23 protein-coding genes are annotated in these 26,996 nt (G+C 62.0%); 11 read left to right on the top strand and 12 right to left on the bottom strand.

Annotated features, from left to right (window positions below):
- The first annotated feature begins 261 nt into the window (after window positions 1–261).
- The 5 genes from ACQKI2_RS15275 (at window position 262) to der (ending at window position 5,450) form a co-directional block, all read left to right on the top strand.
- Complete coding sequence (locus ACQKI2_RS15275; RefSeq protein WP_427380462.1) at window positions 262–843, top strand: NnrU family protein; 582 nt, start codon at window positions 262–264, stop codon at window positions 841–843.
- 57 nt (window positions 844–900) lie between these two features.
- On the top strand, window positions 901–1,728 hold the full coding sequence (gene panB / locus ACQKI2_RS15270) for a 3-methyl-2-oxobutanoate hydroxymethyltransferase (protein ID WP_427380461.1): 828 nt from the start codon (window positions 901–903) through the stop codon (window positions 1,726–1,728).
- 81 nt (window positions 1,729–1,809) lie between these two features.
- On the top strand, window positions 1,810–2,526 hold the full coding sequence (locus tag ACQKI2_RS15265) for a tetratricopeptide repeat protein (RefSeq protein WP_427380460.1): 717 nt from the start codon (window positions 1,810–1,812) through the stop codon (window positions 2,524–2,526).
- Window positions 2,523–3,872, top strand: a complete 1,350-nt coding sequence (locus ACQKI2_RS15260; RefSeq protein WP_427380459.1) for a PQQ-binding-like beta-propeller repeat protein — start codon at window positions 2,523–2,525, stop codon at window positions 3,870–3,872. Before ACQKI2_RS15265 ends, ACQKI2_RS15260 begins: the two co-directional genes overlap by 4 nt.
- Before the next feature lie 51 nt (window positions 3,873–3,923).
- The gene (gene der, locus ACQKI2_RS15255) at window positions 3,924–5,450 is read left to right on the top strand and encodes a ribosome biogenesis GTPase Der (protein WP_427380458.1); all 1,527 of its coding nucleotides are present in this window, start codon (window positions 3,924–3,926) and stop codon (window positions 5,448–5,450) included.
- 15 nt (window positions 5,451–5,465) lie between these two features.
- On the opposite strand, the gene ACQKI2_RS15250 is transcribed toward der, so the two are convergent.
- The 3 genes from ACQKI2_RS15250 to cysD all read right to left on the bottom strand — a co-directional run bounded on the left by ACQKI2_RS15250 (window position 5,466) and on the right by cysD (window position 9,462).
- Entirely contained in the window at window positions 5,466–6,536 is a 1,071-nt protein-coding gene (locus ACQKI2_RS15250; RefSeq protein WP_427380457.1) for a mannose-1-phosphate guanylyltransferase, read from the bottom strand.
- A 92-nt stretch (window positions 6,537–6,628) separates the two neighbouring features.
- A complete protein-coding gene (cysN, locus tag ACQKI2_RS15245; protein WP_427380456.1) occupies window positions 6,629–8,560 on the bottom strand; it encodes a sulfate adenylyltransferase subunit CysN in 1,932 nt (643 codons plus the stop codon).
- Complete coding sequence (gene cysD, locus ACQKI2_RS15240) at window positions 8,560–9,462, bottom strand: sulfate adenylyltransferase subunit CysD (RefSeq protein ID WP_427380455.1); 903 nt, start codon at window positions 9,460–9,462, stop codon at window positions 8,560–8,562. Before cysD ends, cysN begins: the two co-directional genes overlap by 1 nt.
- Before the next feature lie 260 nt (window positions 9,463–9,722).
- Between cysD and glmS the strand changes: the two genes are divergently transcribed.
- From glmS to ACQKI2_RS15220, 4 genes are all read left to right on the top strand, one after another.
- The gene (glmS, locus tag ACQKI2_RS15235; protein ID WP_427380454.1) at window positions 9,723–11,549 is read left to right on the top strand and encodes a glutamine--fructose-6-phosphate transaminase (isomerizing); all 1,827 of its coding nucleotides are present in this window, start codon (window positions 9,723–9,725) and stop codon (window positions 11,547–11,549) included.
- A 129-nt stretch (window positions 11,550–11,678) separates the two neighbouring features.
- Complete coding sequence (gene galE / locus ACQKI2_RS15230) at window positions 11,679–12,680, top strand: UDP-glucose 4-epimerase GalE (RefSeq protein ID WP_427380453.1); 1,002 nt, start codon at window positions 11,679–11,681, stop codon at window positions 12,678–12,680.
- 29 nt (window positions 12,681–12,709) lie between these two features.
- Window positions 12,710–13,636, top strand: a complete 927-nt coding sequence (locus tag ACQKI2_RS15225; RefSeq protein WP_427380452.1) for a hypothetical protein — start codon at window positions 12,710–12,712, stop codon at window positions 13,634–13,636.
- Window positions 13,637–13,731: 95 nt separating this feature from the next.
- The gene (locus tag ACQKI2_RS15220; RefSeq protein WP_427380451.1) at window positions 13,732–14,886 is read left to right on the top strand and encodes a DegT/DnrJ/EryC1/StrS family aminotransferase; all 1,155 of its coding nucleotides are present in this window, start codon (window positions 13,732–13,734) and stop codon (window positions 14,884–14,886) included.
- 88 nt (window positions 14,887–14,974) lie between these two features.
- Here the strand turns inward: ACQKI2_RS15220 and ACQKI2_RS15215 are convergent, their stop codons facing one another.
- From ACQKI2_RS15215 to ACQKI2_RS15195, 5 genes are all read right to left on the bottom strand, one after another.
- Window positions 14,975–15,574: a hypothetical protein gene (locus ACQKI2_RS15215; protein ID WP_427380450.1), complete on the bottom strand. Its 600-nt coding sequence runs from the start codon at window positions 15,572–15,574 to the stop codon at window positions 14,975–14,977.
- A gap of 250 nt (window positions 15,575–15,824) precedes the next feature.
- Window positions 15,825–17,006, bottom strand: a complete 1,182-nt coding sequence (gene metK / locus ACQKI2_RS15210) for a methionine adenosyltransferase (RefSeq protein WP_427380449.1) — start codon at window positions 17,004–17,006, stop codon at window positions 15,825–15,827.
- A gap of 27 nt (window positions 17,007–17,033) precedes the next feature.
- Window positions 17,034–17,891, bottom strand: coding sequence for a formyltetrahydrofolate deformylase (gene purU / locus ACQKI2_RS15205; protein ID WP_427380448.1), 858 nt, complete (start codon window positions 17,889–17,891; stop codon window positions 17,034–17,036).
- Between the two features lie 22 nt (window positions 17,892–17,913).
- Window positions 17,914–19,323, bottom strand: coding sequence for an adenosylhomocysteinase (ahcY, locus tag ACQKI2_RS15200; RefSeq protein WP_427380447.1), 1,410 nt, complete (start codon window positions 19,321–19,323; stop codon window positions 17,914–17,916).
- Between the two features lie 107 nt (window positions 19,324–19,430).
- Window positions 19,431–20,516: a glycosyltransferase gene (locus ACQKI2_RS15195; RefSeq protein WP_427380446.1), complete on the bottom strand. Its 1,086-nt coding sequence runs from the start codon at window positions 20,514–20,516 to the stop codon at window positions 19,431–19,433.
- A 239-nt stretch (window positions 20,517–20,755) separates the two neighbouring features.
- Here ACQKI2_RS15195 and rfbC point away from each other — a divergent pair, with 239 nt between their 5' ends.
- Together rfbC and ACQKI2_RS15185 are read left to right on the top strand one after the other, a co-directional pair.
- Entirely contained in the window at window positions 20,756–21,307 is a 552-nt protein-coding gene (gene rfbC / locus ACQKI2_RS15190) for a dTDP-4-dehydrorhamnose 3,5-epimerase (protein WP_427380465.1), read from the top strand.
- A gap of 150 nt (window positions 21,308–21,457) precedes the next feature.
- The gene (locus ACQKI2_RS15185; protein WP_427380445.1) at window positions 21,458–22,795 is read left to right on the top strand and encodes a DUF2793 domain-containing protein; all 1,338 of its coding nucleotides are present in this window, start codon (window positions 21,458–21,460) and stop codon (window positions 22,793–22,795) included.
- Here ACQKI2_RS15185 and ACQKI2_RS15180 read toward each other — a convergent pair.
- The 4 genes from ACQKI2_RS15180 to ACQKI2_RS15165 form a co-directional block, all read right to left on the bottom strand.
- On the bottom strand, window positions 22,792–24,093 hold the full coding sequence (locus ACQKI2_RS15180; protein WP_427380444.1) for a hypothetical protein: 1,302 nt from the start codon (window positions 24,091–24,093) through the stop codon (window positions 22,792–22,794). The genes ACQKI2_RS15185 and ACQKI2_RS15180 overlap by 4 nt on opposite strands.
- Before the next feature lie 52 nt (window positions 24,094–24,145).
- On the bottom strand, window positions 24,146–25,546 hold the full coding sequence (locus ACQKI2_RS15175; protein ID WP_427380443.1) for an ABC transporter ATP-binding protein: 1,401 nt from the start codon (window positions 25,544–25,546) through the stop codon (window positions 24,146–24,148).
- Window positions 25,536–26,432: an ABC transporter permease gene (locus ACQKI2_RS15170; protein WP_427380442.1), complete on the bottom strand. Its 897-nt coding sequence runs from the start codon at window positions 26,430–26,432 to the stop codon at window positions 25,536–25,538. Before ACQKI2_RS15170 ends, ACQKI2_RS15175 begins: the two co-directional genes overlap by 11 nt.
- A gap of 159 nt (window positions 26,433–26,591) precedes the next feature.
- On the bottom strand, window positions 26,592–26,993 hold the full coding sequence (locus ACQKI2_RS15165) for a GtrA family protein (RefSeq protein WP_427380441.1): 402 nt from the start codon (window positions 26,991–26,993) through the stop codon (window positions 26,592–26,594).
- Window positions 26,994–26,996 lie beyond the last annotated feature (3 nt).

Genomic DNA, 26,996 nt, shown 5'->3' with positions numbered 1-26,996 from the left:
GGGGATCTCCTCCCCCGCGCGCGGGGGAGGTGCCCCGCAGGGGCGGAGGGGGGAGCGGCAAATGCCACCCTCGACACCTCCTAGCTAAAAATCCGCGTCCTCCCGGAAATCGCGCAAGCGATTATCCGGGACCTTCTCTCAGTCTTTCCCCAAAACCGGCCGCGCTCCCGCGCGTTCCGGCCCTCCGCGCTGCCGCAAACGCGCCGCTTCCCGCCATTCTCCAATCGGTTTACCGTGCGCCAAACGCTGGGAGGCACCGTCATGACCTATCTCATTCTGGGGATCATCATCTTTTTCGGAGCGCACCTGTTCAGCGCCTTCCGCAGCCGCGCGCCGGGGAAGGATCTGAAGGCAAAGCTCGGATACGGCCCTTATATGGGCCTCTACAGCCTGGTCTCGGCGGTCGGTCTTGGCCTGATGATCTGGGGCTTCGGCGCCGCCCGGCCCGCGCCCATCCTCTACACCCCGCCCACCGGCCTTGCCCATCTCAACCTTGCCCTGATGCTGCCGGCGATGATCCTGCTCGCCGCCGCCTACCTGCCCACGGGCCGCATCAAGAAGGCGGTCAAGCATCCGATGCTGGCTGCGGTGAAAATCTGGGCGCTGGGCCATCTGCTGGCCAATGGCGAGATCAATTCGGTCCTCCTCTTCGGCAGCTTCCTCGCCTATGGGGTGATTGACCGGATTGCCGTGAAGAAGCGCGGTGATATCGGCCCCGGCCCGGACGCGCCGGTCTCCGCCATCGGCGATGTCGGCGCCGTGGTCATCGGGGCAGGGGCGTATGTGGCGATCCTGCTCTGGCTCCACCCGATCCTCTTCGGTATGCCTGCCCTGCCACAGTAACCGGCCGGGCAAAGGCATTGCTTGCCCGTCCGGTTCTGACCGGGTAATCGCAGGGCCATGTCAAAACAGACCCAGACGACCCGCAAGACCGTCAAGGACATCGCCGCCGCCAAGGGCGCGACGCCGCTTGTCATGTTGACGGCCTATGACGCCCCGACCGCCGCGATCCTCGATCCCCATTGCGACATCCTTCTGGTGGGCGACAGCCTCGGTATGGTGGTCCACGGCCTGCCTTCCACGGTCGGCGTCACGATGGAGATGATGATCCTGCATGGCCAGGCGGTCATGCGCGGCTCGCAAAGCGCCATGGTCGTGGTCGATATGCCCTTTGGCTCATATGAGACGAACGCCGATCAGGCCTTCCTGAACGCCGTGCGGATCATGAAGGAAACCGGCTGCCAGGCCATCAAGATAGAAAGCGGCGCCTATGCCGCCGGCCAGATTGCCCACCTCGTTGAGCGCGGCATTCCGGTGATGGGTCATATCGGCCTGCGCCCGCAGGCGATCAATGTCGATGGCGGCTTCCGCGCCAAGGGCCGCACCGATGGCGAACGCGACCGGGTCATCGCCGAGGCCCGCGCCGCGGCGGACGCCGGCGCCTTCTGCATCGTCATCGAAGGGGTCGCCGAAGACCTGGCCGCTGAAATCTCGGCCGAAGTCAGCTGCCCCACCATCGGGATCGGCGCGTCGGCGGCCTGTGACGGGCAGGTTCTGGTGACGCAGGACATGCTCGGCCTGTTCGACTGGACGCCGAAATTCGTCCGCCGCTACGCCGATCTGCGGGCGGCGATCGACGCGGCCGCCGCAGAATATGCAGCAGATGTGCGCGCCCGGCGCTTCCCGGGCACGGCTGAAACCTACAGCCTGCGAAAACAGGGGTCTTAACAGCGCTGATCCGTTGCAGGCCCGCCTTGGGCCGTCTAGGTTCGCGCCCGAGTCCCCCAACAATCCCGCCGGAGCCCCTGCGTGAGCGACATTTTCACTGAAGTTGACGAAGGCATTCGCCAGGAAAAGCTGGGAACCCTTTGGAAAAGATGGCGGCCGTTCGTGTATGGCGGGGTGGCGGCTCTGATCATCGGCGTCGCCGTCAACGAGTTTGTGCTGGCCCCGCAGGCCGAAGCGCGCCGCGAAGCCCGCGCCCTGGCGCTGGAAAACGGCATCCGCGCGCTGGAAGACGCCCGCTATGCCGAGGCTGAGGAAGCCTTCACCAAGATCATGAACGAAGACGCCAAGCTTGCCCCGCTGGCGGCCCACTTCCTTGCCCAGACCAAGTATGAAGGCGGCGGCGACGCGGCAGGCGCAGCCGAGCTGCTCGCCTCTGTCGGCGGTGTCGAAGGCGGCCCGTATGAGCGCCTTGCCCTGCTGAAGTCGGCCTACTTCAAGGCAGACGAGCTGAGCCTGGCAGACCTTGAGACCACTCTCGGCAGCCTCGTGACCGATGACAGCACCGTCGGCGCGCTGGCGCGGGAACTGGTGGCCGCCAAGGCCTATGAAGCGGGCGATTTTGCCCGTGCCCGTACCGAATATAACCGCCTGCGCCTCGACGCTTACGCGCCGCAGGGGCTGGTCCGGCGCGCAGAGATCGCCCTGGCGGCAATCCCGGTGCAGACCGGAACTGAAGACGCAACAGAGGCCGCGCCCGCCGAGGCGGCGCCGGCTGAGCCGCAGGAGACCGGCCAATGAAGTTTGCCCGCACCATTCTTGCCAGCACGACGCTGGCGGCCGCGCTCGCCCTGTCGAGCTGCAACAGCCTGCCGAGCTTTGGTAACAACAAGAAGGCGGAGCAGACCGCTGAAGAAAGAGCCGGCCGCCTGGCGATGGTGCTGGATGATGAGCAGGTAACGCCCGAGCCCGGCCTTGCCGGCGTGGCAATCGACCTGCCGCCGGCCATAACGGTTGATGCCTGGCCCGAAGCGGGCGGCAATCCGGCCAAGGTTACCGGCCATATTCAGGCCGCGCAGGATCTGAAGATCGATTGGCGCCGCTCAGCCGGTAAGGGCTCGAACAAGCGCTCCGCCCTAACCTCTGCCCCGGTCACCGATGGCAAGCTCATCTATGTGCTCGATTCCCAGCAGACCGTGCGCGCCATGCGCCTGTCGGATGGTGGCTCGGTGTGGTCCGAACGGCTGAAAGGCCTCTCGCGCCGTGACAAGGCCGCCGTCGGCGGCGGCCTGGCGGTTTCCGGCGATACGCTGGTGGTCGCCAGTGGCTACGGCTATGTCGCTGCCCTGAACGCGGCGAATGGCGACGAAAAATGGAAGCGCCCGCTCGGCGTGCCGATGACGGGCTCGCCCACGATTGCCGATGGCCGCGTGTTCATCAATTCCAACAATAACGAGATCTTCGCCCTCGATCTGGCCACCGGCCAGACGCTGTGGAGCGATCAGGCTATCTCCGAAACCGCCCGCGTGCTCGGCAGCCCGAGCGTGGCGGCGGTCGAAGAATTCGTGATTGCGCCTTTCTCCTCCGGCGAGATCATTGCCTATCTGGCCTCCAATGGCCGCCGCCTGTGGACCGATGCGATCCAGCAGGCGGGCGGTTTCACGCCGATTTCCGAGATCAATGATATCGGCTCCCGTCCGGTCCTCGGGGCGGGCCTCGTCTTCGCCTCCAACCAGTCGGGCGCCACGGTGGCCATTGATGGCCGGACCGGCACTCGCGTCTGGGGCAAGACCGTCGGGTCCACCCGCGCGCCCGCTCTGGCTGGCCGCTACCTGTTCGTTGTTGGCATCAATGGCGAACTCGCCTGCCTCGACGCCCAGAATGGCGATGCTTTCTGGGTGACGGAGCTGCCGCAGTTCAAGAATGAGAAGAAAAAGAAGAACCGGATCAGCTATTCTTCCCCGATTATCGCCTCTGACCGGGTTCTGGTGGCCTCTTCAGAGGGGGAACTGCTTGCTTTCTCCACGCAGACGGGGCAGCAGACCGCTTCGCTGAAACTTGGCGATACGGTGTATCTTGAGCCCATCGCGGCTCAGGGTAAGCTTTACATCCTGACGGATAAGGCACGCCTGATCGCCATCAGATAATTCGGGCCGGGGCGATCCTCCGGCTCATAGCCGCTGCGGAGGGCGTCTGCCTTGCCATTGAAGCTCGCCATTGTCGGCCGGCCAAACGTCGGTAAATCGACCCTTTTCAACCGTCTGGTTGGAAAGAAGATCGCGCTTGTGGATGACCAGCCCGGCGTGACCCGGGACCGCAAGATGGCCGAAGGCCGCCTTGCCTCGCTGCCTTTGTCGCTGATCGACACCGCCGGTTTCGAGAATGTGAAGGATGACAGCCTGGAAGCGCGGATGCGCGCCCAGACCGAAGCGGCCATTGCGGAGGCTGATCTGGTGCTGTTCCTGGTCGATGCCCGCGTCGGGGTGACGCCGGAGGACGAAACCTTCGCCGCCCTTCTGCGCAAGGCAAACCTGCCGGTCGTGCTGGCGGCCAACAAGGCCGAAGGCCGCGCCGGGGAAGCCGGTGTGTTCGATGCGTTCAGCTTGGGCTTTGGCGAACCCGTGGGGCTTTCGGCCGAGCATGGCGAAGGGATGGCCGAGCTTTACGACGCCATCCGCAACGCCCTGGGCGAAGAGGCCTTCGAGCGTGCGCTGGAAGAGGCCGAGCCTGACTATGCCGGCGGCGGCGGTGACGACATTCTCGACAAGCTTGCCCATATCGACATTGAAGATACGACGATGTCGGATGAGGAGCTGGTCGCCGCCATCGAGGCAGCCGATGTGGACACGCCGGCCGCGCCGGTGCAGGCAGACCGGCCGATCCGTCTGGCCATCGTCGGGCGGCCCAATGCCGGCAAGTCGACCCTGATCAATCAGCTGCTGCAATCTGACCGTCTGCTGACGGGGCCGGAAGCGGGGATCACGCGCGATTCCATTACCATCGACTGGGAATGGGAAGGCCGCCAGATCCGTCTTGTGGATACGGCAGGCCTGCGCCGCAAGTCCAAGGTTCAGGAACGGCTGGAGCGGATGTCTACCGCCGAGACCATCCGTTCCCTGAAATATGCCGACATTGTCGCGCTGGTGATGGACGCGCATGAGGCGATGGAGAAGCAGGATCTGCAGATCGCCGACCTCGCCCTGCGCGAAGGCCGGGGGCTCGTGCTCGTCATCTCCAAATGGGATACTGTTCAGGATACGGACGCGGCCGCGCGCCATATCCGCGACATGGCAAACCGCCTGATGCCAAATGCGGGCGGCGCGCCCGTGGTGTTCCTCTCTGGCCTCACCGGGCGTAATACCGAGAAGCTGATGCCGGCGGTGGTGAAGGTCTACAAGGACTGGACGGCGCGGGCGAAGACCGGCGACCTCAATCGCTGGCTGCGTCATACGGTGGAGCACCATCCGCCGCCGAGCGTGCAGGGCAAGCGGATCAAGCCGCGCTACATGGCCCAGATGAAGGCGCGTCCGCCAACCTTCGTGCTGATCGCCTCGCGCGGTGATCAGATGCCGGAGGGTTACAAGCGTTATCTCGTGAACGGTATCCGCGAGGCGTTCGACATGCACGGCGTGCCGATCCGCCTGTTCGTGCGCCAGGGCAAGAACCCCTATGCCGGTAAGGTCGGCCCGGATGGCCCGCCGCGTTACAAACGCCGCAACGAGTAGCGGCGTACGGGCCGGTCAGAGATAGCTGTCCAGCCCGCGATCCTTCAGGGCCTGCACAACCTTGCCGACATCCTGCGCGCTGTTCTTCGAGGCGACGAGGACGCGCTTGCCATCAGCCACCACGACCAGATCTTCGACGCCCACTAGGGCCACCAGTATTCCTTCTGCAGCATGAACGATGCATTCGCCCGCTGAGATGCTGACCGGCTCCGGCGAGTTTGTCCGGTCTGAAACGTCGCCGATCATGGCCCAGGTGCCGATATCGCTCCAGGCACAGTCGAGCGGGGCATAGACGGCGGCGCGCTGGGTCTGCTCCATGATTGCATAGTCGATGGATGTGCTGCGGAGGGTGGCGAAAATGTCCGGGTCCAGAAAGAACCGCGCGCCTTCGGTGCGGGCAGCGCTCAGCGCCTGTGAAGACGCTTCCAGAATATCTGGCGCAAACGCTTCCAGTTCGGCCAGAAGCGTCCCCGCATCGAACAGGAAAAGGCCAGCGTTCCAGCTATACTGGCCGCTGGCCAGATAGCCGGCGGCGGTGGCGAGGTCGGGCTTTTCCTTGAAGGCGGCAACGCGCGAAACCGCGCCGGAGAGCGGCGCGCCGGCCTGAATATATCCGAAGCCGGTTTCCGGACGGCTGGCGGCAATGCCGAAGGTGGTGATGTAGCCATTGCGGGCGGTGGCGGCCGCCTCGCGGATGGCGTCAGTGAAGGTTGAGGGGCGGCCGATATAGTGATCGGACGGCACCAGCAGACCCAGCCCGCCGGGGAAACGGTCGGCAATCAGCCGCGCGGCCATGGCGGCGACAGCGGCGGTATTCTTGCCCATCGGCTCCAGCAGGATGGCGGAGGGATCCACACCGATTTCGGCCAACTGTTCCTCGATCAGGCCGGCATAGGCGGCGTTGCTGATGATGATCGGCGCGGCAAAGGCTTGCGCGGAGTCCGGCGCCCGGAAACGGAGAACCGTTTCCTGAAACACGGACTTGTCAGAAACGAGTCTGTGAAACTGTTTCGGGCGGGCCTTGTCAGATGCGGGCCAAAGGCGCGTGCCCGCGCCGCCGCACATGATCACGGGATGAATACTCATGCTTCACTCGCAACAGTGTCTACCAATGCGCGGACAATGCCCATCAGCGCGAGATATGCAATCTATGGGCCGTTTTGAGGTTAAACTTGGCCTCAGATGCCGCTTCCGGGGCCTTCCCAGATGCTGAGGAAGCCCTTTTTCTGGAGGTGAACGAAAATCTCCTCGGCTGCTTCGTCGGCAGAGTAGTCTGCGGTGCTGATGCGGATTTCCGGGTTCAAGGGCGGCTCATATGGGCTGTCGATACCGGTGAAATTGCGGATCTCGCCCGCCCGCGCCTTCTTGTAGAGGCCTTTGACATCGCGGCTTTCGGCGATCTCCAGCGGCGTATCGACATGGATCTCGATGAATTCGCCCTCCGGCATCAGGCTGCGCGCCAACTGGCGTTCGGCCCGGAAGGGGGAGATGAAGGAGACGAGCGTGATGAGGCCGGCGTCCGACATCAGCCGGGCCACATTGGCGACGCGGCGGATATTCTCCACCCGGTCAGCATCGGTGAAGCCAAGATCGCGGTTGAGACCATGGCGGACATTGTCGCCGTCCAGAATGAAAGTGTGGCGGCCATAGGCGAAGAGGCGCTTCTGCAACGCATTGGCGATGGTCGATTTGCCCGATCCCGAAAGGCCGGTGAACCACAGCACGGCCGGGCGCTGTCCCTTCTGCTCGGCCAGCGCGTCGCGGCTGATGTCAAGCGCCTGCCAGTGAATGTTGGAGGCGCGGCGCAGAGCAAAGTCGATCAGGCCGAGGGCCACGGTGTCGTTCGACTGGCGGTCGATCAGGATGAAGCCGCCGGTTTCGCGGTTGTCCTTGTAAGGATCAAACGGGATCGGCTGGTCCAATGACAGGGTCGTGACGACAATCTGGTTCAGCTCCGCCGTGCGTGCGGAGGTTTCCGCCAGCGTGTTGACGTCGATGCCATGCTTGGGCGCGTTGACGGTGGCGGTCACCGTCTTGGCGCCGGTCTTCAGGATGTAGCGCCGGCCCGGCAGCAGGGGCTGCTCGTTCATCCAGAGCAGATGGACCTGGAACTGGTCGGAAACCTCCGTAGGCTGATCGGCGGAGACGATCATGTCGCCGCGCGAGGTATCGATCTCGTCCGCGAAGGTCAGCGTGACCGACTGGCCGGAGACCGCCTCGGCCAGATCGCCGCCTGCGGTGACGATGCGGGTGATGGTGGTTTCGCGGCCGGAGGGAAGCGAGCGCACCTTATCCCCCGGCTTGACGCTGCCGCTGGCAATCTGGCCGGCAAACCCGCGGAAATCGAGGTTGGGGCGGCTCACCCATTGAACCGGAAGGCGGAAAGGCCGGGCGGCGCGTTCGTCCTCGATCTCGACGCTTTCGAGATATTCGATCAGGCTTGGCCCATCATACCACGGCGTCTCGGGCGAGCGCTCGGTCATGTTCGTTCCGGTCAGCGCCGAAAGCGGGATAGGCTGGATACTGACCTTTCCGGGAAGACCCTCGGCAAAGGCCATGTAATCGGCCACGATGTCGTCGAAGATGTCCTGATTGAAGCCAACCAGGTCCATCTTGTTCACGGCCAGCACCAGGTGACGGATGCCGAGCAGGCTGGCAATGAAGCTGTGCCGCCGGGTCTGGGTCAGCACGCCCTTGCGCGCGTCGATCATCAGGATGGCGGCGTCGGCGGTTGAGGCGCCCGTCGCCATATTGCGCGTATACTGTTCATGGCCGGGCGTGTCGGCCACGATGAACTTGCGTTTCTGGGTGGCGAAGAAACGGTAGGCCACGTCGATCGTGATGCCCTGTTCGCGCTCGGCGGCAAGGCCATCGACCAGGAGGGCAAAGTCGATGCTGTCGCCCTGGGTGCCAACTTTTTTGGAATCGTTTTCCAGCGCGGCAAGCTGGTCCTCGAAGATCATCTTCGAATCGTAGAGCAGCCGCCCGATCAGGGTGGATTTGCCATCGTCCACCGATCCGCAGGTGATGAAGCGGAGCAGGGACTTGTTCTCATGCGCCTCCAGATAGGCGCCGATGTCGGAGGCGATGAGATCGTCGTGGAGGCGCATCAGAAATAGCCTTCCTGCTTCTTCTTCTCCATCGAGGCGGACTGATCCTTGTCGATGGCACGCCCCTGGCGTTCGGAGGTGGTGGTGAGAAGGATTTCCTGGATCACATCGTCGAGCGTCGCTGCCGTGCTTTCCACAGCGCCGGTCAGCGGATAGCAGCCAAGCGTCCGGAAGCGGACGGATTTGACTTCTGCCCTGGCCGCAATATCCGCCGGCACCCGGTCATCATCCACCATGATCAGCGTGTCGTTCCAGGTGACCACCGGGCGGGGCGCGGCGAGATAAAGTGGCACCAGCTCGATCTTCTCCCGGCGGATGTACTGCCAGATGTCGAGCTCGGTCCAGTTTGACAGCGGAAAAGCGCGCAGGCTTTCGCCCTTGTGCATCCGGGTATTGTAGAGGTTCCAGATCTCCGGGCGCTGACGTTTCGGGTCCCAGCGGTGGCCGGCAGAGCGGAAGGAGATGATACGTTCCTTGGCGCGGGACTTTTCCTCGTCACGCCGGGCGCCGCCAAAGGCCGCATCGAAGCCATATTTGTCGAGCGCCTGTTTCAGCGCGGCGGTCTTCATCACATCGGTATGATAGGCCGAGCCATGGCTGAAGGGGCCGACGCCTTCCTTCACCCCGTCTTCATTCATATGGACGAGCAGCTCCAGGCCCAGCTCCTTCACCTTGCGGTCGCGAAATTCGATCATCTCGCGGAACTTCCAGCCGGTATCGACATGCAGAAGCGGGAAAGGGGGCTTTGCCGGATAGAATGCCTTCATCGCCAGATGCAGCATCACGGCCGAATCCTTGCCGATGGAATAGAGCATCACGGGCTTTTCGCACTCGGCCGCGACCTCCCGCAGGATGTGGAGGCTTTCCGCTTCGAGCCGGTCAAGATGGGTCAGGGTGGGCAAGGCTACTGGTCCTGTTCTGGCACTCTGCGCGTTCCGTAGCGGGCCTTATGGGGAGAAGGAAGGCTCTGTGACCGCTCCGCATTGACCCTTCAGTAAAGCTAAACGAAAGCAGGCGCAGCGCCAGACCCGAATCCGCCGCAATCGGTGTCACAAATGCACATAAATCGTCATTGTGCAGCCCGACTCCCGGGGTTTATGGAAACGATCAAGCCCATGGCAAAGCTTTTGCAGGGCGGGATCAGAGCACCGGAGCACCGATCATGTGTGGTATCGTCGCAATTGCAGGCAAGGATGAAGTAGCAGGCCGCCTGGTTGATGGCCTGAAGCGACTGGAATATCGAGGATATGACAGCGCCGGCATCGCCGTGGCCGCTGCAGGTGAGGTCGAGCGGCGCCGGGCCAAGGGCAAGATTGTTAACCTTCAGGAACGCCTGAACGAGAACCCGCTCAAGGGCGTCACCGGCATTGCCCACACCCGCTGGGCAACCCATGGCGCGCCAAATGAGACCAATGCCCACCCCCACCAGTCCGGGGCGGTTGCCATCGTTCATAATGGCATCATCGAGAATTACCGCGAGCTGCGCGAAGACCTCGAAAAACGGGGCCGCAAGTTTGAGTCGGAAACCGACAGCGAAGTGATCGCCCAACTCATCGATGCCTACATGGCCGAAGGCCAAGACCCGGTGGCCGCCTTTGAAGAGGCACTGAAGCATTTCGAGGGTGCCTTCGCCATTGCCGCGATCTTTGCCAACGACCCCGAGCTCGTGATCGGCGCCCGCAAGGGCTCGCCGCTGGTGCTCGGCTATGGCGAGGACGAGATGTATCTCGGCTCTGATGCCATCGCGCTGGCGCCGCTGACGCGCGACGTTACCTATCTGGAGGAAGGCGACTGGGTGGTGCTGCGCCGCAATGCCTTCGATATCCGCAATGTCCGCGGCGAGCGGGTGAACCGTCCGCGCGTTACCTCTGCGGTCAATGACGCGCTGATCGAGCGGGGCGAGTACGATCACTTCATGCTCAAGGAAATCCACGAGCAGTCGGAATCCCTCGCCCGGTCGATCATGCCCTATATCAATCAGGCTGATCAGACGATCAGCATTCCGGAGGCCGCCCGGTCGCTGTTTGCCGATGCCGACCGCGCCGTCGCCATTGCCTGCGGCACGGCTTATTATTCGGCCTTTACCGCCAAATACTGGTTCGAGCAGATTGCCCGCCTCGCCTTCGAGCCGGACATTGCCTCGGAGTTCCGCTATCGCCGCCCGGTTCTGCCGGCCAAAGGATTGTCGATCTTCGTCAGCCAGTCGGGCGAGACGGCCGATACGCTGGCCGCGCTGCGGTATTGCCGCGAAAACCGCACGCCGGCGATTGCGGTCGTCAACGTTCCGGAAAGCTCGATTGCGAGGGAAGCTGCCTCCATCGTGCCAACCCATGCCGGGCCGGAGATCGGCGTTGCCTCGACCAAGGCCTTCACGGCGCAATTGTCCGTACTCGCCATTCTGGCGCTCTCGGCGGCCAAGGCGCGCGGGCATCTGCTGCCGGGTGATGAGGTCAAATTTGTCCGTAGTCTGCTGGCTCTGCCGCGCAAGGTAACCGAAGCGCTCGAATGTGCCGACCAGGTGAAGGAGATCGCCAAACATATCGCCGGGAAGCGCGACATCCTTTTCCTCGGGCGCGGCCGGTATTACCCGCTGGCACTTGAGGGCGCGCTGAAGCTGAAGGAAGTTTCCTACATCCACGCTGAAGGCTATGCTGCTGGCGAACTGAAACATGGCCCCATTGCGCTGATCGAAAAGGGCCTGCCGGTGATCGTCGTGGCGCCCAAAGACGAGTTGTTCGAGAAGACGATCTCGAATGTCGAGGAAGTGCGCGCGCGCGGGGCCGAAGTGATCCTCATCTCCGACGCAGCCGGCATCAAGGCAGCGGGCAAGCGGGCCGATCATGTGATCGAGCTGCCGGAAGGCGACGAGATTTCGCTGCCCATCCTTTCGGCCGTTCCGCTGCAGCTGCTCGCCTACTATGTTGCCCTGACGCGCGGCACCGATGTTGACCAGCCGCGCAACCTCGCCAAATCGGTGACGGTGGAATAACGGGCAGGGCTGCAGGGCTTTTCGGCAGCGTATTCTGTCGCTTGCAAGGGGCCTGTTAACCGTCGCCGATATAGAATGGCTCGGATGGGCCGGCGCTATGCCGGGCCGAGTTCGAGTGGGCGATTGCATATGCAGGGTAAGGTTCTTGTCACAGGCGGCGCCGGATATGTCGGCAGTCATTGTTGCCGCGCGTTTGCCGAGGCTGGGTGGGAAGTTACGGTTTTCGACAATTTTGCCACCGGTTGGCGTGACCTGGTTCGCTGGGGCGGGCTGATCGAGGGTGACCTGAATGAACCGGCGGACATCGAGGCGGCCTTCCGGAAGGTAAAGCCTGATGCGGTTGCTCATTTTGCCGGCTCGACGCTTGTGGGCGAGTCTGTTCACGAGCCGGAAAAATATTATCGCAACAACACGGTCACGACGCTGAACCTTCTGGAGGTCATGCGCCGGCATGATGTGCGCAACATCATCTTCTCTTCGACCTGCGCGATATTTGGCCGTGCGCAGACGGAATATCTGGCTGAGGATCATCCCTTTAACCCGATCAATCCCTATGGAATGTCCAAGCTGATGGTTGAGCACATGCTGGCCGACAGTGACCGGGCGCATGGAATCCGCTCCGCCTGCCTGCGCTATTTCAATGCTGCCGGCGCCGATCGTGACGCGCTGACGGGCGAACGGCATGTGCCGGAGACCCACCTTATTCCGCTTGCGCTGAAGGGCGCATATGATCCGGATTATGCGTTCAGTATCTTTGGGGATGATTTCGACACGCCCGACGGCACTGCGATACGCGACTATATCCATGTGGAAGACCTGGCGGAGGCACATCTGCTGGCGCTGAACGCGCTGCGGGCGGGCGCCTCCAGCAATGTGTTCAATCTGGGCACCGGGCGCGGCACCAGTGTTGCCGAAATCGTTGCGGCGGTAGAGAAGGCCACCGGGCAGACCTTACCGCGCAAAATCGGACCGCGCCGGGCGGGAGATCCGCCGCGCCTGGTCGCGGCGCCGGATCGCGCAGCTGAAATTCTCGGTTGGAAGGCGCGCCGTTCTGATATTGACTCGATCATCCAGTCTGCCCTTGCCTGGCACCGGAAAGACTGGGCCAGACAAACAACAGACGCCGGATGATGGCATCGGCCGGCAAGGGAGAATGAGACGTGCCCGGAGTGGATCTGGCTGAAGTTGAAGCCCGCATTGTTGGGCAGATCGGTGAGCGCGGCCCGCAGTTGGGCAAGGAGCTTGCCTTTGCCATGCCGGATATTCCGGTGCTGGCATTGTGGCAGGCCTGCTTCCGGAGCCAGTCGTTTCTGATCTCCCACTTTGCCAGCTACTATCTGCGCTATGACATCACGCGGGAGGATCAGGTCCGGCTCAGCCCCTCGATCCTGCGCGATTTCCTTTCCTTCACCCTGTTCGGACTGCCCGGCCAGCGCGAGCAGATGATCGAGCGGCAGGGATCTCTCTCCAATACCCACCGCGAGATCAGCCGCGAGAAGATTGCGCTGGCCCAGGCGGCCATGAAGGCGGTCTTCCTCAAGCTTACGCGCGAGATCCGCAGCCAGCTCTGCGCATTCATTGCCGGAGACCTGACTTATTTCCTCGCCCATAACGAGCCGCGCGAACATGCTGCTTCCGGAGAGATGGTGAAGGGATCGGATGTGGATATCGTCATCATTCTTTCCGATGCTTTGCCCGAGGAGGTGAAGGAGACGATTGACGGGGAGATGATCCGGTTGAAATCCATCTATCTGCGCCATCCCGACTACCGGCAGGAGATCGACTTCATTACCAAGCGCCAGTCCGTGATGGAGCGCCAGTTTGGTTATGCCGATATCCATGACAAGATCGCCAGCAAGATTGCCTATGAATCGATGTTTCTCGGCGGCTCGCTGACGCTCTATATGGAAGTACGCGATGCGATGTCGCGCCTTGGGGTCGACAAGCTGATCGAGGGCGATTTCGACCACGCCCTCAAGGATCGCAAGAACGCCATGCGCAAGCTGTTGCATGTCGATGCGTCCACGATTGATGACGAGACGCGCTCGCTGTTCTATTTCTCGCAGGAGCGCGTGGAGTTTTCCTGACACAGGCTGAAACCAACTGTGACTGGAAAGCTGGCGCGCGCCGCGCCAAACAGCGCGCATAGCCCATGCGGGCACCAGATCAGGAACCAGAACCCATGCAGTTCATCGACCTTCAGGCCCAGCGCCGCCGCATCGAGACCGAGATCAACACGGCCGTGCAGCGCGTGATCGAGAGCGGCCGTTATGTTCTTGGCCCGGAAGTGGGCGAGGTTGAGAAGCAACTGGCTGCCTGGTGCGGCGCCAGGCATTCGGTTTCCTGTGCCAATGGGACGGACGCGCTGGTTCTGCCGCTGATGGCGTGGGGCGTTCAGGCGGGCGACGCCGTATTCTGCCCGAGCTTTACCTTCGTTGCCACCGCGCAGGTTGTGCCCTGGGTGGGGGCAACGCCGGTCTTTGTGGATATCCATGCGGACACCTACAATATGGACCCGGCAAGCCTTGAGGCGCAGATTGCGCGCGTGAAGGCCGAGGGCAAGCTGACGCCGAAAGTCGTGATCGCGGTCGATCTGTTTGGGCAGCCTGCGGATTATCCGGCCATCAAAGCCATCTGCGAGCGCGAGGGGCTGAAGCTCATCGCTGACACTGCGCAGGGCTATGGCTGCACGCTGAATGGCAAGCACCCGTCCGACTGGGCCGACATTGCCACAACCAGCTTCTTCCCGGCCAAGCCGCTCGGCTGTTACGGAGATGGCGGCGCGATCATCACCAATGACAGTCAGCTGGCTGAGCTTGTCGAATCGCTCCGCGTCTATGGCAAGGTGACGCCGACAGATGCGGCCCAGCGCAATTTCCACCACGACCCGAAATACCTTTCGCTGCGCGTGGGCATGAATTCGCGCCTTGATACGATCCAGGCGGCGGTGCTGCTGGAGAAGCTGAAGATTTTTGCCGACGAGATCGAGAAGCGCGAAGCGGTTGCCCAGCGCTATACGCAGGCCCTGACGGGTAAGGTGCGCCGTGTGCCCCATATTATCGCGGGGGGGCAGAGCGTGTGGGCGCAATATGTGATTGAGCATGAGAACCGCGACGGCCTGCAGGCACATCTGACCGCGAGCGGCATTCCCAGCATGGTCTATTATCCCGTGCCGATCCACCAGCAGGACTTTGCGGCCGCCTATGCCCCGCCGGCGGGTAGCCTGCCCGTGACGGAAGAGGCGAGCCGGTACGTGCTGGCCCTGCCGATGCATCCTTATCTGGGGACGGAAGATCAGGACCGGGTGATTGACGCGGTGCTGGGGTTTAACGGCTGAGCTGACGGCCGGCTGTTCCGGAGCCTTTCTGAAAAACGCCAGCGCCCCTATCCTCCCCCGGCATCAGCGGGGGAGGCGCAGGCCCGCGTCACCCGCAGAGAACGGGCGGGCCCTGGGCGGTGATCCCGGCCCAGGCCTCTGGCCGCGCGGCCTCATCGAGGCGGCAGAGCAGCGCGTCGATCCAGGGCGGCAGGCGGCGGAGGATGTGGCCGGGGACGGGCAGATCCTTCAGGACACGGCCTTTCCGCCTGCGGAGCATGCGGGCGAGACGCAGGGCGTGTTTTTCCGGATGGTTCAGAACCAGCGCAAGGCGCCGGGCAGCCTCCATCATCAAGGCCCATTGCACGAAGGGGGTGTCGGCCCCGTCTGATTTTGCGGCGTGGCGGGCGGGGCGTGTCTCCTCGATGAGGCAGAAGAGGGCCTCGCGGCGGCGTTGGATTTTTCCTGGAGTTTCGTTGGAGGGCTTGCGAGAAACGCCAACGGGGCGCGGCTCGGGCAGGGTAATTTCGCCGGCGAGCGCATGGATATAGCGGCGGACGAGCGCCGTGGCGGTCATGAGCTGGAGGCGGGCCTCGGCGGCGATGCTGGCGAAGTGTTCCGGCACCGCCTGACGCAGCAGGGCCCGCAGCGCGCCGAGCAGGGCGGCAATGCGGGTCCAGAGTTCCGGGCGGGGCGCGGTGATGTCCATGGCGCTGAGGATGGGGGCGCGGGGAAGCCGGGCGGATAAGGAGCGGCGCAGGAGGTGTCATTCTGGACAGCGCGCAGCGGTGATCCGGGAGCTTCTGGCGGCTGGCGCAAGAGCGGAGAGAAGGTCCCGGCTCTGCAGCGGCTGCGCCGCTTTGGCTGGGATGGCGCGGGGGGATTCTGGGTCCGGGATATTTGCTGGCGAAAATTCCGGGAGGGTGGGGGATAGGGCCGTGGCCTATCCCCCAATCTCTTTAGTTGGCGAGGCGTTTCAGTTCGCTGGCAATGTCGGTCTTTTCCCAGGTGAAGGTGCCGTCCGTGCCCGGAACGCGGCCGAAATGGCCGTAGGCGGCGGTTGGCGCATAGATCGGGCTTGCAAGCTTGAGATGCGTGCGGATGCCCTTGGGGGAGAGATCGAACAGCTCGCGCAGGGCCTTGGCGATGCGGGCTTCATCCGCATTGCCGGTGCCGTGCGTGTCGACATAGATCGACAGCGGCTGGGCAACGCCGATGGCGTAGGAGACCTGGATGGTGCAGCGGCTGGCGAGGCCGGCCGCAACGATGTTCTTGGCGAGATAGCGCGTGGCGTAAGCGGCCGAGCGGTCCACCTTGGACGGATCTTTGCCGGAGAAGGCGCCGCCGCCATGGGGCGCTGCGCCGCCATAGGTGTCCACGATAATCTTGCGGCCGGTGAGGCCGGTATCGCCATCGGGGCCGCCGATCACGAAGCTGCCGGTCGGGTTCACGTAGAACTTGTCTTCCGGCGGGAACCAGCCCTCGGGCAGGACTTCCTTGATAACCGGGCGGATAATCTCGCGCAGCTCCTCCTGGCTGACGCCGGCCTTGTGCTGGTGGGAGACGACGACGGCGTTGACGCCAATCGGGCGCGAGCCCTGATATTGCAGGGTCACCTGGCTTTTTGCGTCGGGCTCCAGCTGCGGGTTCTTGCCCGAATGGCGCAGGGCCGCGAGCTTTTGCAGGATCTGGTGGGAATAGACGAGGGTGGCGGGCATCAGCTCCGGTGTCTCATCCGATGCATAGCCGAACATGATGCCCTGGTCGCCGGCGCCTTCTTCCTTGAACAGGCCCTGGCCTTCCTCGACGCCCTGGGCGATCTCGGCAGATTGTCCGTGAACGTAGTTTTCCACGGCCATGTTCTGCCAGTGAAATCCTTCCTGCTCATAACCGATCTTCTTCACGACGGCGCGGGCGGCAGCGTTCATTTCCTCAGGCGTGACGACGGCGCCGTTATTCGTGCGCACTTCGCCGGCGAGCACCACGCGGTTGGTGGTGCAGAGGGTTTCCACGGCGACTTTCGCGGTCGGGTCCTTGGAGAGGAACAGATCGACCACTGCGTCGGAAATCTGGTCGGCAACCTTGTCGGGATGGCCCTCGGCGACGCTTTCGCTGGTAAACTCGTGAGATTTCAGGGGCATTCTGGGGCTCCTATCGGGAACTGATATTTATCGGGCGAAAACGACCGTGCGGCCGGAATTGAGGAAGATGCGGTGTTCGGCATGGGCCTTGACCGCGCGCAGGAGGGCGATGCCCTCGATGTGGCGGCCGGTTTCGACCATGTCTTCAGGGGTGAAGGTGTGGTCGATGGTTTCGGTGGCCTGGGTGATGATCGGGCCTTCATCCAGGTCTGCGGTGACATAATGGGCTGTGGCGCCGATGACTTTCACGCCGCGGGCATGGGCCTGGTGGTAGGGCTGGGCGCCCTTGAAGCCGGGCAGGAAGGAATGGTGGATGTTGATGACCCGGCCCTCAAGGCGGCGGCAGGCATCCTCACTCAGAACCTGCATGTACCGTGCAAGGACGACAAGCTCCGAACCGGTTTCCTCGATGATGTCATACAGGCGCGCCTCGGCCTGCGCCTTGGTGGGCGCTGTGACCGGCACATGAAACCAGGGCAGGCCCCAATGCGCAAAGGTGGATTTCAGCGTGTCGTGATTGGAGACGATGCCGGTAATCTCGATGGGCAGCTCATTGCGCCGGGCGGCATAAAGCAGCGTGTTGGCGCAATGGTCTGACTTCGATACCAGCAGCAGCGTGCGCAGCTTTTCATCCGACGAGCGGATCTGCCAGTCCGCCTCAATCTCGGCTGCCAGCGGCGCCATCGCGGCCTTCACCGCATCCAGCGTGCGGCCATTGCCCGGCGGGGTGAACACCAGCCGGGCGAAGAAGCGGTTCGTCAACGCATCGCCGAAGGTGCGCGAGGTGACGATGAAGCAACCATGCTCTTCCATCAGCCGGGCAAGGCTGGCCACGAGGCCAACCCTGTCCGGACAGCTCAGAGTAAGGATGAAAGTTTGCGACACGTATGTCCCCAGATGTGCCGTATCAGTAGCGGTAATGTTCCGGCTTGAACGGGCCGGTGGTTTCCACGCCGATATAGGCAGCCTGCTCGCCCGAAAGATCGGTCAGCTTGACGCCGAGCTTGGCGAGGTGGAGGCGGGCGACCTTCTCGTCCAGATGCTTGGGCAGGGTGTAGACCTTGTTGGCGTACTCGCCGCCCTTGGTCCAGAGTTCGATCTGGGCCAGCGTCTGGTTGGTGAAGGAAGCCGACATGACGAAAGAGGGGTGGCCGGTGGCGTTGCCGAGGTTCACAAGGCGGCCTTCGGAGAGAAGGATGATGCGCTTGCCATCCGGGAAGGTGATCATGTCCACCTGCGGCTTGATGTTCGTCCACTGAAAATTCTTCAGGCCATCGACCTGAATTTCATTGTCGAAGTGGCCGATATTGCAGACGATCGCCATGTCTTTCATGGCGCGCATGTGGTCGACCTTGATGATGTCCTTGTTGCCGGTGGCGGTGACGAAGATGTCGAATTGCGAAGCGGCTTCTTCCATCGTGGTGACTTCATAGCCATCCATCGCCGCCTGCAGGGCGCAGATCGGGTCGATTTCGGAGACAGCGACGCGCGCACCGGAGCCGGAGAGCGAGGCGGCCGAGCCCTTGCCGACATCGCCATAACCGGCGACGAAGGCGCGCTTGCCAGCCATCATAACGTCCGTACCGCGACGGATCGCATCGACGAGGGATTCCTTGCAGCCATACTTGTTGTCGAATTTCGACTTGGTGACCGAGTCGTTGACGTTGATTGCGGGGAAGGGCAGCTCGCCGCGCTTTTCCATCTGGTAGAGGCGGTTGACGCCCGTGGTGGTCTCTTCCGAGACGCCCTTGATGCCGGCCTTGGTCTTGCCGAACCAGCCGGGGCTGGCGGCGATGCGCTTGCGGATCTGGGCGAAGAGGATTTTCTCTTCTTCCGATTGCGGGTTTTTCAGCACCGACGGATCGGCTTCGGCCTTTTCGCCGAGGACGAGGTAGAGCGTGGCGTCGCCGCCATCGTCGAGGATCAGGTTGGGCGCGCCGCCGTCATGCCAGTGGAAGAGGCGGTCGGTGTAGTCCCAGTATTCTTCGAGCGTCTCGCCCTTGTAGGCCCAGACGGGGGTGCCGTTTGCGGCGATGGCGGCGGCGGCGTGGTCCTGCGTCGAATAGATGTTGCAGGAGACCCATTGGACATCCGCGCCGAGGGCTTCCAGCGTCTGGATCAGCACGGCGGTCTGGATCGTCATGTGCAGCGAACCGGCGATGCGCGCGCCTTTCAGCGGCTGGCTGGGGCCGAACTCTTCGCGCGCAGCCATCAGACCCGGCATTTCCGTTTCAGCGATGGCGATCTCCTTGTTGCCGAACTCGGCGAGGGAGATGTCCTTGACGAAATAGTCCTTCGGGAGGGCTTTTGCGGCCATATCAACGATCCTTTATATGTTATGCTGCCGGTAACATGAGCGGCCGCGGCGTGCAAGGCTTCCCCGGCTTGATGGCAGCCGGGCCTCGCGGAAGAAGACCTGCAGGATCAGGCGTCAGTGAGCGCGCGGGCGTAGGCAGACCCTGGCAACTGACCCGGAATGGATTGCCTGGCTGCCTCGCCCAGTTGTTTCCTGCGGGCAGGATCTGCGGCCAGGCATGCGAGAATTTCGGCGCCGGCGGCGATGTCGGGATCTGCCCAGACGGCGCCCGGCTGGGGGGCATACACGCCTGTTTCATCGGCTACCGGAATCAGGCGGAAGGGCAGCAGGGCGGAGTTGGCGTCCGTCATGAATTCCAGATTGCCCGACCAGCCTGTGGCCGCGACGCATTTGCCTGCCGCCATCGCTTCAGCCAGATGCAGGCCAAAGCCTTCCGACCGGTGCGGGGCGAGGAGGATGTCTGCCGAAGCCAGGAGAGTTGCAAGTGCAGCCTCACTCAAGGTCTCATCCAGGAGTGTGACGCGCGGATCACCGCCGATAGCGGCCATCAGCCTAGCCGTATAGGCGGGATAAAGCGAAAGACTGCGGCATTTCAGGGTGAGGCGTACATGGCTGTTGCCAGCAAATGCCTGCTGGAACATGGCCAGAGCCGCCAGAGGGTTTTTCCGTTCAAGCGAGGAGCGGGCATCCCCGATGGTGAGAATATGGAGGGGGGCGTCCTGCGGCGGGGGGGCCGTTTCGGGAATGGGCGCGCCGCCCGGCGCCGCAGGCTGAGCCCTTACGGCATGGGGAACGGTTTTGACAGGTTTGTCATAGGCCGCGCTGAAGGCGGCTGCCACAAAAGCGCTGGGCGCCCAAATTTCAGAAACAAAGCCTGCTTGCCGTTGCCATTCAGGCGGCGCGAGCGGTGTTTCCCAGGCCCAGGCCCCGATAATGCGCCAGCTGTGCCAGCGGCGCAGCCCCAGCGCCATCAGACACCGTTCCACTTCCGGCGGATTGGCAAATAGAATGAGCGTTCCGGGCGTGGAGGGGATGAGGCAGCCAAGCGGGGCTGGGGCGGGAAGCTGAACCTGATTGAGATAGCCACTGGTATCCACCGCGATGGGGGAGAGGCCGCTTTCAATGAGACCTTCGTAACAGAGTTGCGCGGCCTTTCCGATGCCGTTCATGGTGCGGAACATGCCGGCCACCATGAGGGGCCCCCTGGATGCTGACGAACGTAGTTGGGGGGGCGGGTGTGGCAGAATCTGCTTGCGGATGGCAGCTTTCAGGACGGACGTGAAACTCACCAAAACTGCCTTTAATTCTGCTGCACTCAAGCCCACTCTACCGCAACGCCGCGTCAGGGAAACCGTCTGACCGTTTATCTTGGATCGGCCAGGAAAGCCGTGTAGGGCGTTGGCAAACAGCTACACAGGAAGAGGTTATGTCGATCAAGATCGAAGCGCTCGCAATTCCGGATGTCAAACTCGTAACACCGCCCAGATTTGGCGATGACCGGGGCTTTTTCAGCGAAACTTACAACGCGGAAAAGTTCAAGGCTGCGGGCATCGACGCTGACTTCGTGCAGGATAACCACTCCCTTTCGGCGCAGACAGGGACGGTGCGCGGACTGCATTTCCAGGCGCCCCCCTTTGCGCAGGCCAAGCTGGTGCGCTGCTTGCGCGGAGCGATTGTCGATGTGGCCGTGGACGTGCGCAAAGGCTCGCCGACCTACGGCAAATGGGTAAAGGCAGAACTCTCCGCGGAGAATGGCGTGCAGATTTACGTTCCCCGCGGATTCCTCCACGGGTTTGCAACGCTCGTTCCCGACACGGAGATCGCCTACAAGGTCGACAACTACTATTCCAAAGAGTGTGACGGGGCAGTGATCTGGAACGATCCCTCCCTAGCCATTGATTGGGGCATTGACCCAGCCACAGCCACTCTTTCGGCCAAGGACGCCGCCGCACAGAGCTTTGCGGAGTTTGTGTCGCCGTTCTGATCTGTCGCCTGAAACATGGAAAATGTGCTGGGTAAACGCGGGCGTTTCCCAGGCATCCTGCCGTGTTCAGGGCAGTTTTGCCGGATGCAATCCGGCTGGCTTTCCGGGGGATTAAACTGTTGCGCAGTTTGATCAACGGAGCTGTCTGCAATGGACCATTCTTCACGCCTCGGCCTGCCTTTCCTTCTGCCCAATCAGAGCCAGAAGCACGTTACCCTGAACGACGCGCTCGGCAGGCTCGATGTGTTGGTTCAGCTTTCCGTCCAGGGGCGAGGGCTCAGCGTGCCACCCGCGGAGCCTTCCGAGGGCGCATGCTGGGTTGTTGGGCCTGGCGGTTCGGGCAGCTGGGCCGGGCATGATGACGAAATAGCGGTGTGGGCGGATGGCCTGTGGCAGTTCCATGAAGCGCGCCCCGGCTGGGTTGCCTTTGTGCTGGATGAAGCCCGGCTGATCGCCTGGGATGGAACGGCATGGGGCGAAGCACTGCCGCTTCAGAATATCAGCCAGCTGGGCATTGGCACCGTCGCAGACAGCGAAAACCCATTTAGCGCAAAGCTGAGTAAAGCATTGTGGACCGCGCGGTATGGCGAAGAAGGCGGCGATGGAAATCTGCGCTACACTCTCAACAAGGAAACCGCAGACCGCACGCTTTCCCTTTTGATGCAGTCTGACTGGTCCGGCCGCGCGGAAATCGGTCTGATGGGGAATGATGATCTGAGCATCAAAGTCAGCGCCGACGGCGCCGGGTGGACGCAGGCGCTCAGCATCAAGCGCGATGATGGGCAGGTGACGCTCCCCTCCGGCATGCGCCATGGCCCGACAGGGCTGTCCATGGCTTCCTACATTCCCGGGCCTGTGAAAGATATCTGGCGGCTGGATGCGGCCAGAAGCGCGACGCCGCGGAGCTATGCCATCAGCGCGGCAGGCGGAACAGTTCTGACCCTTTCCACAGCGCAGGCCTCCGAGATTTTCAGCGAAAGCATGCGCGACAAGGTTGCCGTGCGTGTGTGGAACACCAGCAAGTCGCCTGCAGAAGCGGCCTGGGTAGACCGGGATATCTCATCGACACAGCTGCGTGTGACGGACGCCAGCCATATTGCCAGCTGGGGCGCAGGCGACCTTCTGCAACTGGGCGATCCGGCCGGAACCGGCGCCAATATGCTGGGCATGGTGGCGCTGGACGTGAGCCCCTATCTTGCCAACGAATTGGGCGCGGTCTTCCCGCAAAAGGGCCTTATGCTGGTGTTATATATTTCTTCCGTGGGCGGATCTGGGATTCTTGGCGTGTCGGCGAATGGCGATTATGGTTCCGTGCTGGCCGGAAATGCCCTGCAGGATGGAACACGCAATCATGTGGCGATCCCAGTGCCGACAAACGTGCCTTCTCCGATCTCCGGAAGCAATCTCCTGTTCCTTCGGGAGCAGCTTGAAAGTCCGGCAACGGCGATGCTGACCACTTTCGTGCGCCTGCTGGGCGTTTACGCCTAGCGAAACATCCGTACAAAAGCGCTTTTCAGCCGCGTTCGAAGGGCGGAAGGCAAAAGCTTTGAGAGCCATGCGGGAATCTTTGGGGGCGGGGCGGCGCCGGCACGCAGTGACCGGCCAAGCGCGCCTTCAAGCGCTGCCTCCCCACCTCCGGATTCTGTATACCCATGCGTCAGAAACCAGGCGTGGAAAGCGGCCCGGCCCCGCCCGCTGGACAAGGGGAACGCGGCACGCAAATCCGGACGGCTTTCATGCAAGGCAAGCATGAAGCGGGTTATGATGACACCCGGCGCCTGATCGGCACGCTCGCTGGGCGCGTGCCACCAGCTCGCATCGCTTTGCGTAAAGCCCTGAGCGCCCGCGTCCGGCCTGCGCCGCATCATTGGGGCAATAGGTGATCCGTCCAGGAACTTTCCGTAAGCGTATGGTATTCCAGACCAGTGATTGTGGCCGTTTTCCGATACGCGGGCCAGATAGGCCGTTACCAGCCTTGAGGCAGCGCCGGCATTTTCTGCCGTGAACCTGTCCTGATGTTTCGAGAAAACGGATGGGTTGCCCGGCACGACGCCGCTGAAATGAAAGAAAATCAGTTTTGCCTCACCGGCCATCCAGGTGCCGTTTTCTGCCTGCTTGACCGGGCGATGGGCAAGGTTCCAGTAGGCGACATTGTAGCCGGGATCTCTCAGAATATGCAGCCGGGAGAGAAAGCTCGGCGCAAAATCCATCCATTTCTGATCAACGAACAGGCCTTGTTCCAGCGCGTTATAACCTTGATCAATCAGCCGATCCTGCCACCAGGAGAGGTAGGACAGGCTCTCGATGCTTGCATCAAATGCGCAGAAGCCCAGATTGAATGTGCCGCTTGCCAGAATGTGGAGATCACTGGGGGTGCCATTGTCTTCCAGCGGCTGAAGCAGGTGGGGGGTGAGCACGCAGGACGCGCCCGCTGCAAACGCCTCGCGCACAGCGCCGAATGGCGCAAAAACCTGAATGTCGGGATCGAGATACACCGCATGCGTGAAATTCCGGCCTCGCAGCAGATGCAGCAGGCACGCCGGCTTAATGGCCGTGGCAAATTCAAGCAGGGTGTAGCGGAACTGCATCGAGCCGATTTCAGGCAGGCCGAGCGCAGACATCGGAATGATGGTTTCCGGGAAAGCCTCGGTGCCTTCAGTATCGTCGGCGAGGAAGACAAAAAAAGTCGCGTTCGGCTCTTTCGCGCGCAGACTCTCGGCGAGGGTCGCGGCAAAGGCGAGATAGTTCCGTGCGCAGATGGTAAAATAGGCGGTGGCCAATTTCATATTCCGGACATTTGGCGCCGGGAATTCTCGGTGCCGGACTTTTCAGCCGCAGTCATGCTGTCTTCCGAAGCGCTTTCACTTCAACGCTCACGGGTTCATTGTTCGGGCACAGATCAACCATCCCCTGGCGGCTATACCGGGCATCGGTGGGCATGACTCTGAAAAGGATGGCATCGAGAATTCGATGCCGAATATCCAGGTCGTTGCCGCTGCGTGTGAATACACCACAATTGCAGCTATACGTGCCCGGAAGGAATGGGCAATCGAACGGGAACGCGATGCTGAACCGGTCGCCAGCCTCAACGGAGATGTGCTGATCATACGCAAAGGCGTGCTGGCCGGCAATTTCGATCCCGCTGATGGTCTTGACGAACATGGCAAAGTTCACATTTGCCATGGGCGCATCAAATTCGACATCATAGCGATAAAAGTATTTCTCGTTGAGGACGAGATTGTTCACCCGCTCACCTGCGGCGTTCGTGATATGAACGTCGAGAATACGGGCACCCTTCTGCGTGTATTCAACCTGGGACATCGAAACGAGTTTGGGATCGTACCAGGCTTCGGCCAGCATGCCGTCCGTCGCTGACGGCCGCGCGGCGGCCGCTTCTGGAGCTTCGGTTTCAGCCGTCTGGACGGCCCAGCCATCGACGGATTTCAGCGCGGCGCGCGCCTCATCCGCCTCGGCGCCTGAGAGGTTCATCATGCGCTGATAGTGGTTCACGACCACTTTCGGATGGCCTTCCAGCAGCTTTTCGCCCCGGTCGATCAGAACGGCGCGGTCACACAATTGCACGATCGTCTGCGCGCCATGGCTGACGAACAATATGGTGCCGCCGTTTTCCTTGATCGTTTCGATGCGATTGAAGCATTTGCGCTGAAACGCTTCGTCGCCGACCGACAGGGCTTCATCAACAATCAGGATGTCAGGATCGATGCTGGTCGCAACGGCAAAAGCCAGACGGACATACATGCCCGACGAGTAGGTTTTCACCGGCTGATCCAGGAAGGGGCCAATATCCGCAAAAGCTGCGATCTTGTCGAACCGCGCTTCGGTTTCTGCAGCCGAGAGGCCCAGGATTGCCGCGTTGAGGAAAACGTTCTCGCGGCCCGTGAATTCTGGATTGAAGCCTGATCCCAACTCCAGCAGCGCCGCGATGCGGCCGTTCACCTCTATGGTGCCGCCGGTCGGCTGCAAGGTGCCGCAAATCATCTGCAGCAGCGTCGATTTTCCCGAGCCATTGCGGCCGACGATACCGATCGTCTCGCCGCGGCCCACTTCCAGGGAAACATTGCTGACGGCCGGAAATATCCGGTGGTATGATTTTGAGGGCGCCCCGATCACGCGGGAGAGCCGCGGCAGGAGCATCTGCTTCAGCCGGTCTTCGGGCCGGGAATATACGAGATAGTGCTTGGAGACATTGTCCAGACGAATCAGGGGCTCAGAGGACATCTGCAAATCCCTTTCTTGTTTTCCGGAACCAGGCGAACCCAAACAGGCATATCGCAAGGGAGGCGCAATAGTAGATGCCCAAACCCTTCCAGTCCGGCATGTTTCCAAAGATCAACACTTCCCGCGCCTGTTCCACGGGCAGGGTCAGCGGGTTCAGCACGATCCAGGGCTGCAACCATTCGGGCAGGGCGGTAACCGGGAAAAAGATGGGGGCCATGAACAACATTGCAGTCATCACTGGACCGATGAACTGGCCGATGTCCCGCACATAGGTGCCCAGAGAGGCCAGGAGCCATCCAAGGCCAAGGATCACGAGGCAGAGCGGCGCCACGATCAGTGGCAACAGGATGGCGGTCCAGGGGATCCCGCCAAACACGGCCATCAGGAAGGGGGCCAGCACCAGCAAACTGAACCCGGCATGCACCAGGGAAGTGGTCAGCGCGACAGGGATCAGGATGTCCAGCGGGAAGACGACCTTTTTGACATAGCTCGGGTTGCTGATGATGACGGTGGGCGCGCGGATCAGGGTGTCTGCCATCATCTGGTACAGGATCAGGCCAACAAACAGGATCACTGCGAATTCTGCTGGCGATGCGTGGGTATCAGATGTCGCCCAGCGCGAGCGAAATACGACGCCGAATACAAAAGTGTAGACGCCCAGCATGAGGAGCGGCGTCAGCAAGGACCAGGTGACGCCCAGGAGAGAGCCGCGATATTTGGCCTGAACTTCTCTTTTGGAGAGTGAGAGTATCAGCCCCAGGGAGTTTGAATCTGGTTTGCGGAAACCCATGGTACGTTTCAACGGGATCAACCTGTTTTGTATGCCGGCCATGGAAGCGAAGAACCCCGAACTCATTTCCATCCCCTCATACCAGTCGATTTCCAACGCAAAAACAAGGGTAAACCGCGACGGAGTATGCCAGACGGAAACCGAATTTCAGTCTTCGCTCCTTAATAACCTTCAACGCCCAGAATGGAAGGGTGCCAGCCCACCTGCATCGGAAAGTTGTTTCGTCCGGGTTGCCCGCCTTTGCCGTTGGCGGGATCATGCTTCAGGCCTTTTGAATATCAGGCGAGCCAGCAGGTAATTCACGACAAATGATGTACCAAAGCCTGCACCCAGCCGGATCGCATCCTCCAGCGCCGAGGCCCCCAGAATCTTGCCGAGAACAAATATGATGAAAATCCGGGATCCTAGTGCAATCGCTGCAGCGCCAAGCGTGGCGACCAGGCGCGTTGCCGATAGCGACGCCCGGCCCCGGGCCGGAAAAACCCAGAGTTCCAGCAGGACGTAATTGACACAAAGTGCAGCAATAAAACCGATGGCAGCTGCCAGCTCCAGCGGTAGCCCGAAGCCCCTGCTGGCCGTGAATGCGATTCCGAGGTCCAGAAGGAAACCAATCCCGATGGTAACGGAATACTTCAGGCCCGCTTTGCCATGAGTCATATC

Source organism: Hyphomonas sp. NPDC076881 (assembly GCF_050269995.1).
Lineage (GTDB): Bacteria > Pseudomonadota > Alphaproteobacteria > Caulobacterales > Hyphomonadaceae > Hyphomonas.
Note: the sequence above shows the minus strand (reverse complement) of the source record. Positions and strands in the feature narration are given on the sequence as shown.

Bases quoted from the DNA above. Each gene is read 5' to 3' on its own strand.
- ACQKI2_RS15275 (WP_427380462.1), top strand. From the start codon at position 262: ATGACCTATCTCATTCTGGGGATCATCATCTTTTTCGGAGCGCACCTG.
- panB (WP_427380461.1), top strand. From the start codon at position 901: ATGTCAAAACAGACCCAGACGACCCGCAAGACCGTCAAGGACATCGCC.
- ACQKI2_RS15260 (WP_427380459.1), top strand. From the start codon at position 2,523: ATGAAGTTTGCCCGCACCATTCTTGCCAGCACGACGCTGGCGGCCGCG.
- ACQKI2_RS15250 (WP_427380457.1), bottom strand. From the start codon at position 6,536: ATGAGTATTCATCCCGTGATCATGTGCGGCGGCGCGGGCACGCGCCTT.
- cysN (WP_427380456.1), bottom strand. From the start codon at position 8,560: ATGCGCCTCCACGACGATCTCATCGCCTCCGACATCGGCGCCTATCTG.
- glmS (WP_427380454.1), top strand. From the start codon at position 9,723: ATGTGTGGTATCGTCGCAATTGCAGGCAAGGATGAAGTAGCAGGCCGC.
- galE (WP_427380453.1), top strand. From the start codon at position 11,679: ATGCAGGGTAAGGTTCTTGTCACAGGCGGCGCCGGATATGTCGGCAGT.
- ACQKI2_RS15220 (WP_427380451.1), top strand. From the start codon at position 13,732: ATGCAGTTCATCGACCTTCAGGCCCAGCGCCGCCGCATCGAGACCGAG.
- ACQKI2_RS15215 (WP_427380450.1), bottom strand. From the start codon at position 15,574: ATGGACATCACCGCGCCCCGCCCGGAACTCTGGACCCGCATTGCCGCC.
- metK (WP_427380449.1), bottom strand. From the start codon at position 17,006: ATGCCCCTGAAATCTCACGAGTTTACCAGCGAAAGCGTCGCCGAGGGC.
- ahcY (WP_427380447.1), bottom strand. From the start codon at position 19,323: ATGGCCGCAAAAGCCCTCCCGAAGGACTATTTCGTCAAGGACATCTCC.
- ACQKI2_RS15195 (WP_427380446.1), bottom strand. From the start codon at position 20,516: ATGGTGGCCGGCATGTTCCGCACCATGAACGGCATCGGAAAGGCCGCG.
- ACQKI2_RS15185 (WP_427380445.1), top strand. From the start codon at position 21,458: ATGGACCATTCTTCACGCCTCGGCCTGCCTTTCCTTCTGCCCAATCAG.
- ACQKI2_RS15180 (WP_427380444.1), bottom strand. From the start codon at position 24,093: ATGAAATTGGCCACCGCCTATTTTACCATCTGCGCACGGAACTATCTC.
- ACQKI2_RS15175 (WP_427380443.1), bottom strand. From the start codon at position 25,546: ATGTCCTCTGAGCCCCTGATTCGTCTGGACAATGTCTCCAAGCACTAT.
- ACQKI2_RS15165 (WP_427380441.1), bottom strand. From the start codon at position 26,993: ATGACTCATGGCAAAGCGGGCCTGAAGTATTCCGTTACCATCGGGATT.